Genomic DNA, 10,594 nt, shown 5'->3' with positions numbered 1-10,594 from the left:
ATAATATCCGTCCGTAACAGAAGAACGCGATTATCTTTCTCGTCAATTATGATGCGGCTCAATCTTGTCCAAGCAATTGCTGGCGCGACATGGTTAATCCTGCCGAGTCGCGGATCGGACGATTATATTGCATGTCCGTAACGAATATATCGTCCAGACCCGACAACACATATGTCAGCGCTGGCACATCGCCCCGGCCATCCTGCCGCTGAAAATTGCCTTGCGGGTCATAGGACCGGATGGCAGGCACCAGCAACGGCCCCTCCAGATTGCCCATCGCGGAGATCAGGTTGCTCTTGGCGACATATTCGTTGGCGCGCGCCGACACATAACTGGTCCGCACCGTCAGCAGGTCGCGGGCTAGGTCCAGCACGTCCAGCGTGGTCCGCATCCCGGCCTTTTCCTGCGCTAAAGCGCCCTCATAGGCCTGTTCCGCTGCCTCGGTCGCCTGCCGATAATGGGCGAGCGAGAGGCGCCCAGCCTGGTATCCGTCCCACGCGCTGGCCGCCGATTGCCGCGCATCGCGCAACGCCATGTCCACCAGTCGCCAGTCCGCGTCATTGCCCTGCCGCGCCCGCTCGATCCGCGCGCGCCGTGCGCCCGAATCGATAATCGGCACGGTCAGCACCAGTGCGGAGCGTATCTCAGTCGCGCGCAGCCGGTTTTGATAGGGCGTGACGGTGCCATAGGAACCCGAACCCTGCCAGGACAGGTCCGGCCCGCGTTCGGCCCGTGCGCTTGCCACATTGGCCCGCGAAATCTTTTCCCGCGCCATCGCCGCCTGCACCAGCGGGCTGTTGCCATCGACCAGCGCATAGGCCTGATCGAGCGAAGCAACGCCGCTCAGCGGCAGTGAGGGTTCGGCCAGATTGCCCGGCAAAGCGCCGATATGCTGGACGAAGCGGGATTCGCTTGCCCCCAGCTGTCCCTTGGCGCTCAACAATTGCGCGCGGCCAAATTCGACGCGCGTGCGCACCTGTTGCAGGTCGGTGGAGGTGATTTCCCTTACCTTGAACCGCTTGGCGCTGCTGTCATATTGCCGGTCGAGCAATGCCAGATTTTCGTTGGCGATGCCGACAATCTCCCGGTCGCGGATCACCGCGACATAAGCGGCGATCACGTCCAGCATCACCTGGGCCTCGCGCAGGCGCAACTGGTTGCGGCCCACTTCAATTTCCGCCAGCGCCGCGCCCTCTGCCGCGGCCTTGCGCCCCGAACTGAACAGGTTTTGCGAGAAGATCAGGTCGGCGGTCGAACTGAATCCCTTGTCCCGCCGCCACACATCGTCCTGCGTTTCGGTCCGGTCATAGGCATAGGCATGGCTCGCCTGAAGGTTGAGCTGCGGCCCATAGGCCGACCGGGCTTCGGGATAGAGCGTGTCGGCCGCGCGCAATGTGGATCGTTGCGCCAGCAAGCTGGGATTGGTCCAGTAAGCCAGCGCGATCGCATCCTCCAGCGTCGCCACCGGCGCTGCCATATCGCGCCCGGCCAGCGCGCCATTGGCTTCCAGCGGCAGGGCAGGGCGATATTCGAGCGGCGGGCGCGGCGCAGCCTGCGCCTGTTGTGAATGCACCCCGGCAATCTGCGCCAGCATTGCCACTCCGCCCAGCAGGGCCGCCCGCATGATCTGCAACCGCATGGCTCAATTGTCCGTAAATGCGCGCGCGAACTGATCGCGCAACGGCTTGGTCAGGTAGGAAATCATGGATCGCTGCCCGGTTTCTATGAACAGGTCGGCGGGCATCCCGGCTTTCAGCACCAGCTCTGGATATTTGCTCAGGTCGCCTTCGTCGATCGCGACCCGCACCGGATAATAGCTGACCCGGCTTTGCGGATCGCTGGTCTGGTCCGCCGCGACGAATGTCACCCGTCCCCGGATTTCGGGGGTTGCAGGACTGTTGAACGACGCAAAACGGATGCGCGCCTCTTGTCCGACGCGGATCTGGTCGATGTCGCTGGGTTGCACCGCGCCGTCCACCAGCATCTGGTCGCTGTCCGGCACGATTTCCATCATCACGTCCGCCGGGCGCACGACCCCGCCAATGGTACTGACGCTCAGCTTGTCCACCACCCCGTCATAGGGCGCGCGCACGACGCTGCGTTCGCGCGCATCGATGGCCGACACGCTGCGAACCTGCTGCTGGTTGAGACTGTCATTGACGCGCGACAATTCGGTGCCTGCGTCCACCCGGCTGGTCTGGCCCAGTTGGATGATCTGTTCGCGCGCTTCGGTAATGCGCGCCTGCGCCTGCGCGATGCTGGCCTGCAACGCGCCGACGCTACCCTGCAAATCGACGGCGGACCGCTCCAGCTCGTTCATGCGGCTGATCGTCACCAGATCCTGCTTCCACAAGTCGCGGACGCCCCTGCGCTCCGGTTCGATCAGGCGGCGTTGCGCCTGCACCGCGTTGATCTGCGCCTGATAGCCTTGGATCTGCTGGTCATATTGCGCCACCCGCGCGCGCAACTGGGCTGCCAGGCCCGCCTGCTCGCTGCGCCGAATTCGGAACAGCTTTTCCTCGTCCGCTATCGCCCGCAACGTCGATGGATCGTTGCGCCGTAATTCGGGCGGAAAGGCGATACTGCCCGCGCCTGCCTGCTCCGCCTCCAGCCGGGCGCGGCGCGCCAGCAACTGGTCAACGCTCAGGCTGGAAAAACTGGCGTCGGCGCGCGACACCGTGTCGTCGAAGCGCAGCAATACTTGCCCCTTGCGGACCTTTTGCCCGTTTTCGACCAATATTTCGGCGACCACGCCGCCACTGGGATGGGCGATCTTCTTGACCCGCGATTGCAGGCCGATCTGGCCGGAGCCGATCACCGCACCGCCAATCGGGATCAGGAATCCGCCAATGCCGAAACAAGCGATCAGCAGCACCAGAGCGACGATGGTCGACCGCTGCCGCCGCAACGATGCCGGGCTGGACGGTTGCTCGGTCGAGGGCGCGGGGAGGGCAAGGGAATGGTCGTTCATGATCTTACCCTCGCTCCGTTACGGGCGGCTGTTGGCTGGGCGGCGCGCTGGCGATCGGCTGCGGGCGGGGCATATAACGCGCCATCACTTCCGCCGCCGGGCCGAACGCATCCATCCGCCCATTGTTCAGGCACAGTACATGGCTGGCCTGTATCAACACGCCCATCTGGTGCGAAATGACGATGGCGATGCCACCCCGCTTGCGTATGGCGATCAGCGCCTGATGCAGGCATTTCTCGCCCTCGCCATCCAGATTGCTGTTGGGTTCGTCCAGCACGACCAGAAACGGATCGCGATACAGCGCGCGGGCCAAGCCTACGCGCTGCCGCTGGCCCGCCGACAACAATCCGCCATCCTCGCCCAACTTACTGTCATATCCCTGCGGCAGGCCCATGATCAGGTCATGGACCCCCGCGGCCTGTGCCGCAGCTATGATGGCGGCGGAATCATTGGCCCCATCGAACCGGCTGATACTTTCCGCGACCGTCCCGTCCAGCAACTCGACCGATTGCGGCAGATAGCCCAGAAATGCGCCGCGCTCACTTTCTTCCCACTGGTCCAGCGTCGCCCCGTCCAGCCGCACGGTGCCGCGTGCAGGTGGCCACAGCCCCATCAGCACCCGGCCCAGCGACGTCTTGCCCGCGCCGCTCGGCCCGATCATGCCGCAGACATCCCCGGCGCGCAGCGTGAAATCCACGCCCTGCACCAGCATCACCGGATTGGCAGGTGGCCCGGCAAACAAAGCCTCGACCCGCAATTCGCCCTTGGGCGCGGGCAGTTGGGTCGCAATGGCGGGCGCAACCGGATTGCGCCGCAACAGGTCCGCCAGCCGGTGCATGCCATCACGCGCTGCGGCAAAACCACGCCAGTTGGCGATCATATGGTCGACCGGGGCCAGCGCACGGCCCGAAAGAATCGAGGACGCAAAGATGATCCCGCCCGTCGCCTTCCCGTCGATCACCAGCAATGCGCCGACCGTCAGGATGATCGATTGCAACGCGATCCGCAAAATCTTGCTTAGCCCGCCCAGACCCGCGACGACCTGCGTCAACCGGCTCTGCATGTCGCCATGATACTGGTCGACCTTCTCCCACCGCGCCTGCATCCTCTCCCGCATGCCCAGCGCCGACAGCAATTCGACATGGCGCAAATTGGCGCTGGCCATATTGTTGCGATAGGCAGCGGCTTGCGACATGCGCTGGGAGGGCGCGCGGGTCATGCTGTTGTTGAACAGCGCTAGCCCGAACAGGATCGCCGCGCCGATCAGCGTCGTGACGCCCAGCCAGACATGCAGCAGGAACAGGGTGGCCAGAAACAGGATCATCCATGGCAGGTCGATCATCGTGGCGACGCCGGTGGCGATGAAGCCGCGCAACTGTTCCAGGTCGCGCATCGGGCCAAGCCCGTCACCGGGCAGCTTTTCGCCCCGCATCGCCATGTCGGCTATCGCGCCCTGCACCCGCCGCGACAATGCCCGGTCCACGCCATTGGCAACGTCGGCCAGCATTCCCGCGCGCATCTGGTCGAAAAACCCCTGAAACGCATAGACGATCAGGATCAGCACCAGCAACCCGAACAAAGTGGACACCGACCGGCTGGGCAGCACCGAATCATAGACCAGCATCATGTAGAGCGACCCGCCGAGCAGCAGGATGTTCAGCACGCAACTGGCCAACACGATAAGGCCCATCAACCGCGGAGGCTGGCGCGTGAAGCCCCATAATTCGCGTAGGATGCTGATATGCGATGCGATCAATGACGTGTCCCTGACATGGCGGCCCAATCGGAGCCTGCCCTTTGCCCTATCGGGAATGGCTTAAAATCCTGTTAGGCTCAGGCGGCGTGCCGAAGGACATTCGCGTCGCGACCCCGCCCGCGCCAGTTGATATAGCTCAACGAAGCAGGCTGCCCCCGTCCGCACGAAAGGCGTAGCCTGTCTGGTGATGAGGGCGGGCAAGAGGTTAGCGCTGGCCCTGCTATCTGCGGCTGCCGCGCTGCACATCCTCAATAGGGATGAGTAGCGCGGCCAGCCCCGCTTATTTCATCGTCGGAATGACGAAACTCTGGTCCACCACCGCGCCGCCGCTCGGCCAGCGCTGCGTGACCTTCTTGGTCCTTGTGTAGAACCGCACCCCGTCCATGCCATATTGGTCCGTGTCGCCAAAGCCCGACCGCTTCCACCCGCCAAAGCTGTGATAGGCGACCGGCACCGGGATCGGCACGTTGATGCCGACCATGCCCACTTCCACCTGCGCCGCGAATTTGCGCGCCGCATCGCCATTGCGCGTGAAGATCGCCACGCCATTGCCATATTGGTGATTGGTCGGATAGCTGATCGCTTCCTCCAGCGTTTCGGCGCGCAGGATTTGCAGCACAGGACCGAAAATCTCGTCCTGATAGCTTTGCATCTGCGGCGTCACATGGTCGATCAGCGTGGGGGCAAGGTAGAAGCCCTCCTCATAGCCCTGAAGCGAGAAGCCACGCCCGTCCACGACCAGTTCCGCGCCTTCATCGACCGCCATCTGGATATAGGATTCGATCCGCGCCTTATGCACGCCGGTAACGACCGGGCCATATTGCGCGTCAGGATCGGTCGGGATGCCGGGCCGCAGCGTCTCGATCGCCGCGATCAGCTTCTCGCGCATCGCTTCGGCCGTCGCCTTGCCGACTGGCACGATGACCGGCAACGCCATGCAGCGTTCGCCCGCCGACCCATAGGCCGCGCCCACAATGTCCGCGACCGTCTGGTCCAGATCGGCGTCGGGCAGGATGATGCCATGATTCTTGGCCCCGCCCATGCACTGCGCGCGCTTGCCGTTCTGCGCCGCACGGGCATAGACATAATTGGCGATGTCGGACGAACCGACGAAGCTGACGGCCTTGATATCGGGATGGTCGAGGATTGCGTCGACGATTTCCTTGTCGCCATGCACGACGTTCAGGATACCGGCGGGCAGACCCGCTTCCAGCGCCAGTTCGGCCAGACGCACCGGCACCGACGGATCACGTTCGGAAGGTTTCAGGATGAAGGCATTGCCGCACGCAATCGCCACCGAACACATCCACAACGGGATCATGGCGGGGAAATTAAACGGGGTGATGCCCGCCACGATGCCCAGCGGCTGGCGCATCGAATAGACGTCGATGCCCGGCCCGGCGCCTTCGGTATATTCCCCTTTCAACAGGTGCGGAATGCCGCAGGCAAATTCCACGACTTCCAGCCCGCGCTGAATATCGCCCTTGGAATCGGCGACCACCTTGCCATGTTCCGCGCTCAGCAAAACGGCCAGTTCGTCCATATTCTGTTCGATCAGTTCCTTGAACCGGAACATCACGCGCGCGCGCCGCTGCGGGTTGGTCGCGGCCCAGGCGGGCTGCGCGGCCAGCGCGGAATCCATCGCGGTCTGGAAATGGGCGGGGTTGGCCAGTTCGACCTGCGCCTGCACCGCCCCGGTCGAGGGATCAAGGACGTCGGACAGGCGCGCACCGGCCAGCGGGGCAGACTTGCCATGGATGAAATGGGTAATCGAACGCATGTTTTGCTTCCTCTCCCTGTAATCGGGTAATCTGGCTTATAGACAGCACAGCTTGGCAACGATAGGCACAGTGTTGCACATCAGCTTTGCAGTATTGCCCATGCTCAATTCCGCCGATCTTCAGCTTTTCCTCGCCATCCTGCGTGAAGGCAATATGGTCGCCGCCGGGCGTCGGGCGGGTATCGACCATAGCACGGTCGCCCGCCGCCTGACGGCGCTGGAACAGGCACTGGATGCGCGCCTGTTCGAACGCAGCCCGCGCGGCGTGACCCCGACTCCGGCTGCGTTCGCGCTGCAACCCCATGCCGAACGGATCGAAAGCGAATTGCTGGCCGCCTCCGCCAGCGTCGCGGCGCGCGACAGCGCGGTGGAAGGGGTCGTGCGGCTGGCGACGACGGAAATGTTCGGCACCTATCTGGTCGCGCCGCATGTCGAACGGCTACACCTGCGCCATCCGGCCCTGACGCTGGAGCTGGCGACCGAAAGCCGATCGACCAGCCTGTCGAAGCGCGAAGCCGATATTGCGGTCATGCTCACCATGCCGCCGCGTGGCCGCCTGATCGCGCGCAAACTGACCGATTATCGCCTCGGCCTCTATGCCTCGCGCGATTATGTCGCGCAGCATGGTGCGCCGGTGGATCGGGGCGACCTGCACCGCCATCGCTTCATTTCCTATATCGAGGAACTGGCCGGTTTCCCCGAAATGATCGCCCTGGACCAGATATTGCCGGGCGCTGCGATTGCCTTTCGCTCCAGTTCGGGCGCGGCGCAGCAGGCGGCCGTGGCGGCGGGGATGGGCATCGGGATGCTGCATGTCTTTGCCGCCGGGCAGGATGATCGACTGGTCCAGCTATTGCCACAGGATGTCGAAGTATGGCGCAGCTACTGGATCGTGATGCACGCAGATATTCAGCGCCTGCCGCGCGTGCGCGCAACGGTTGACTTTCTCGATGAGATGATGGGTATGATGCGCGGCCGACTGTAGCGGAGAGGGGACCGATACGGACTGGCCGCAAAAGCGCGCAAATGCTGTCCTTTCCTGAACGGGACGTATGGACCAGCGCGCGTTCGTTGGTTATGCGTGCAAAACAATAATAGCGTGAAGAAAGGCTTTTCATGAACAATAGCGATCTGGCCGATGGCGTCGCAGCGGCGCACGGCATTTCCAAGGCGGATGCCCGCAAGATTGTCGACGGCGTATTTTCCGCCATCGCCGAAGCAGCCGCCAAGGGTGACGAAGTGTCCCTGAACGGCTTTGGCAAGTTCAAGGTCAAGGACACTCCGGCGCGCGAAGGTCGCAACCCGGCCACCGGCGCGACGATTCAGATCGCAGCGTCGAAGAAGCTGTCCTTCGCGCCCGCCAAGGCGGTCAAGGACAAGCTGAACGGCTGATGCCCCGCACCGGCGCTGTGTCGAACGATGCAGCGCCGGTCGGCCTTTACGGGTGAAAGCCCGCTTCTCTTTCCGGCAAGCCACTTCATCGCCTTGCCCCGCGCGCGTGCCGGATTACCGCATGGCGTGCTGGTCGCCCGATCGACCTTTCCCCATCTGAACGATCGACGCACCCTCTTTCACGCAGCAGGCGCCAAGCGGCCTGTCAGGCTGGCTGAACGAAGGCTAACGATTGCGGTCATCTCCCGTTCATCCTGCCACCGCCATAAACGGCTTGTCACTTCTTCCCCCCTTTGAAGTGACACCTCCCTGAACCTCGGCCCCGTCGTGACTCTAGTCCGGCGGGGCTTTTTTTATCCCCCGAAAAGCGAGGCCTGCATATCATTACGGAGTCGTAACGATATGCAGGCCTCGCTTTTCTCGAGTCTATGTCCATGTCGCTGTCTATCTTTGCCGGTAAAAAACGGGCTAAATCTGGCGTAAATTCATGCCTTTATGCCGGATTGGAAGATGATGGAAAAACAGCATCCATGCCAAAACGGCGTCTATTTCTTGATCGGGTAGGAAATGATGAGCGCCAGCGGTTCCTTGCCCGTCTGCCGGATGCCGACCACTGCTCCGTCATAAAGATAGGCAGCCATGCCGGGCGTCAACGCCTGCGTCTTGCCGTCCGACGTCACTTCGCCAGTGCCTGACAGGACATAATAGACTTCGTCATGGGCAATGGGGTGCAGGCCGATCGCCGACCCGACATGCAGGATGCGCTTGCGAAATTCCATGGTGCGCGGCTGCGGCACGGCGTCGCTGATGCGATAGGCGGTGCTGAGGCCAATCTTGCCATGCGGCGTGGGTTCGTCACGCTGAACGCTTTGTTCGTCGATGACCGCCATTGGCGGGGCGACCGGCGCCGTCACAGGCGCCGTCGCTGCAAGAAGGAGCGCGGCAAGCGTCATTTCTTTTCTCCCGCCGGTTCGCCCGCCGACCCTGGCTGCCGCATCATCTTGTCGCGATCCGAAAGATGTTCGGCAATCTGGGCCTTCTGCCCCGGATAGCGGCCGGATTTCGGCTCCATGATGTCGAGATTCCAGTCCGCCTCGACAAAGGGTGCGCGGGTCTGCGCCATTTTCGGATAGCCGCCGACCTGCCGTTCATCGTCGATGATTTCCCCGCGTCCCTCCGCCACAAAGAACAAGACGCGCAGATCATCGGCATCGCGGTCCCACGGGCGCGCGCCTGCATGGCCCAGAACATGAGTTTCCACGTCCCGCACCGGCAACACCTGCGTTCCGGGCCACCAGACGGGCGGCGTCGGCAGATCATTCACCTTGGCACGGGTTTCGCCATAGCGACCGAACATCGGCAGGGCGACGCCGAACTGGTCGACCGCGATATTGTCCTTGCCATGATAATCAAGGTCGCCATCGCCACCCAGCGTCAGGAACGGCATGGCCGGCGCAGTCGACACGCCGCCACGCAACACATTGCCCACGGCGGACAGCTTGCCGGTCTGATAGGGATGATCCCCCCATTCCAGCGCCATCAGATTATAATGCACGGCCCGCTCGCCCGGATCATAGAGGATATTGTTGACGAGTGCGACCTGCGCCCCGCCTTTGAGCAGCGGATTGCGTTCCTTGTTATGCGCATAGACGTTGCGGTAGATCAGGATCTCGCTGGCATTGTCGTGAATGAGAGTCCCTTTGCTATGCTCGCCCTTGGGATGGCTGGCATCGGCCAGCCCTTCTGCGGCAAGATTATAGGAAAAGGTGATGGCGTGGCTCGTGCCAGCGCGCCATTCCGCAGGGGTGTTGCCGGTGAAGCGCGGGCCTGATGCCGACATATTCTCGTCGATCGCCCAAGTGAAGCTGCAATGGTCGATCACTACATGATGCGCCGCGACGGTAGACAAGGAATCGGCCTCCCAGCCACTCATCTCTGCCTGGCCATCCACGCCGGTGCGCACGCGGATGTGGCGCATCACCACATCATGCGTAGCGATGTCGATGCCGGTCTTGATCAGCGTGATGCCGGGCGAAGGCGCGGTTTGTCCCGCGATCGTCACGAACGGCTCCGTGATTTTCAAGGTCTGGCGGCCCATGTCGATGATGCCGCCGACTTCGAACACGATGATGCGCGGGCCTTTGGCCTCCAGCGCGGCCTTGAAACTGCCGGGACCATCGGGGGCGAGTGTCGTGACGCGGATGATGCGGCCACCCCTGCCACCCGGCGTCGTCGCGGCCCAGCCGACTGCACCGGGGAAGGCTATCTGGCTTGCTGTAGGCGCAGTTTTGCGGGCGGGTGCGGCCTGTACGCTGACGGGCGCCAGCAACGCCAGCGCGGACAGAAGCAGGAGGGGTTTCCCGGCGAGGGATGGGGGCCAACGCATGATTTTCTATTCTCCTCTCGCTGCCATAGTTGACATCTCAGGCGATCGGTCGCAACTTCTTTTGACACCGGTGTCCAATATTAGCCACGCTTTGCGATGGTAGCGAGAGTGGACACCGGGCCGGCCAACATCTGCACATGTTGGCCGGCCATTTCCCAGGATGCCCAAGCAATGCGCCTGCCGATACTTGCCGGCATCGGGACATATGCGGGCAGAAGTCCGCTTACCGACCGCAATTTTATGCGCGGCATGTTGACAGCCCGGCTGGTCTGGCGCATTTATGACACCGGTTTCCACGAAACGCTAACG

Annotated in this window: 8 protein-coding genes; 2 read left to right on the top strand and 6 right to left on the bottom strand. The window is 62.9% G+C overall.

Annotated features, from left to right (window positions below; translation table 11 throughout):
- Positions 1-58 precede the first annotated feature (58 nt).
- From SPBM01_RS15925 to SPBM01_RS15910, 4 genes are all read right to left on the bottom strand, one after another.
- Positions 59-1,639 (bottom strand): TolC family protein, encoded by a 1,581-nt coding sequence (locus SPBM01_RS15925; RefSeq protein ID WP_188062587.1) that lies wholly within the window; start codon positions 1,637-1,639, stop codon positions 59-61.
- Between the two features lie 3 nt (positions 1,640-1,642).
- Complete coding sequence (locus SPBM01_RS15920; RefSeq protein WP_188062586.1) at positions 1,643-2,971, bottom strand: HlyD family type I secretion periplasmic adaptor subunit; 1,329 nt, start codon at positions 2,969-2,971, stop codon at positions 1,643-1,645.
- A gap of 4 nt (positions 2,972-2,975) precedes the next feature.
- Entirely contained in the window at positions 2,976-4,727 is a 1,752-nt protein-coding gene (locus SPBM01_RS15915) for a type I secretion system permease/ATPase (protein WP_188062585.1), read from the bottom strand.
- A 280-nt stretch (positions 4,728-5,007) separates the two neighbouring features.
- Positions 5,008-6,507 carry a CoA-acylating methylmalonate-semialdehyde dehydrogenase gene (locus SPBM01_RS15910; protein WP_188062584.1) on the bottom strand — a complete coding sequence of 500 codons (1,500 nt, stop codon included), beginning with the start codon at positions 6,505-6,507 and terminating at the stop codon, positions 5,008-5,010.
- Positions 6,508-6,607: 100 nt separating this feature from the next.
- Between SPBM01_RS15910 and SPBM01_RS15905 the strand changes: the two genes are divergently transcribed.
- Together SPBM01_RS15905 and SPBM01_RS15900 are read left to right on the top strand one after the other, a co-directional pair.
- A complete protein-coding gene (locus SPBM01_RS15905; protein WP_188065764.1) occupies positions 6,608-7,492 on the top strand; it encodes a LysR family transcriptional regulator in 885 nt (294 codons plus the stop codon).
- A 131-nt stretch (positions 7,493-7,623) separates the two neighbouring features.
- Positions 7,624-7,899 (top strand): HU family DNA-binding protein, encoded by a 276-nt coding sequence (locus SPBM01_RS15900; RefSeq protein WP_188062583.1) that lies wholly within the window; start codon positions 7,624-7,626, stop codon positions 7,897-7,899.
- Between the two features lie 545 nt (positions 7,900-8,444).
- On the opposite strand, the gene SPBM01_RS15895 is transcribed toward SPBM01_RS15900, so the two are convergent.
- Both SPBM01_RS15895 and SPBM01_RS15890 read right to left on the bottom strand, forming a co-directional pair.
- Positions 8,445-8,852, bottom strand: a complete 408-nt coding sequence (locus tag SPBM01_RS15895; protein ID WP_188062582.1) for a cupin domain-containing protein — start codon at positions 8,850-8,852, stop codon at positions 8,445-8,447.
- Positions 8,849-10,285 (bottom strand): polysaccharide lyase family 1 protein, encoded by a 1,437-nt coding sequence (locus SPBM01_RS15890; RefSeq protein ID WP_188062581.1) that lies wholly within the window; start codon positions 10,283-10,285, stop codon positions 8,849-8,851. The genes SPBM01_RS15895 and SPBM01_RS15890 overlap by 4 nt, the downstream gene beginning before the upstream one ends.
- Positions 10,286-10,594 lie beyond the last annotated feature (309 nt).

It is taken from the genome of Sphingobium sp. KCTC 72723, from assembly GCF_014280435.1.
GTDB lineage: Bacteria > Pseudomonadota > Alphaproteobacteria > Sphingomonadales > Sphingomonadaceae > Sphingobium.
The sequence above is the reverse complement of the archived record's forward strand: the minus strand, read 5'-3'. Positions and strand labels throughout refer to the sequence as shown.

What these genes read in the sequence shown, in the direction of transcription:
- SPBM01_RS15905 (WP_188065764.1), top strand. Translation starts at nt 6,608, where the DNA reads ATGCTCAATTCCGCCGATCTTCAGCTTTTCCTCGCCATCCTGCGTGAA.
- SPBM01_RS15895 (WP_188062582.1), bottom strand. Translation starts at nt 8,852, where the DNA reads ATGACGCTTGCCGCGCTCCTTCTTGCAGCGACGGCGCCTGTGACGGCG.
- SPBM01_RS15925 (WP_188062587.1), bottom strand. Translation starts at nt 1,639, where the DNA reads ATGCGGTTGCAGATCATGCGGGCGGCCCTGCTGGGCGGAGTGGCAATG.
- SPBM01_RS15920 (WP_188062586.1), bottom strand. Translation starts at nt 2,971, where the DNA reads ATGAACGACCATTCCCTTGCCCTCCCCGCGCCCTCGACCGAGCAACCG.
- SPBM01_RS15910 (WP_188062584.1), bottom strand. Translation starts at nt 6,507, where the DNA reads ATGCGTTCGATTACCCATTTCATCCATGGCAAGTCTGCCCCGCTGGCC.
- SPBM01_RS15900 (WP_188062583.1), top strand. Translation starts at nt 7,624, where the DNA reads ATGAACAATAGCGATCTGGCCGATGGCGTCGCAGCGGCGCACGGCATT.
- SPBM01_RS15890 (WP_188062581.1), bottom strand. Translation starts at nt 10,285, where the DNA reads ATGCGTTGGCCCCCATCCCTCGCCGGGAAACCCCTCCTGCTTCTGTCC.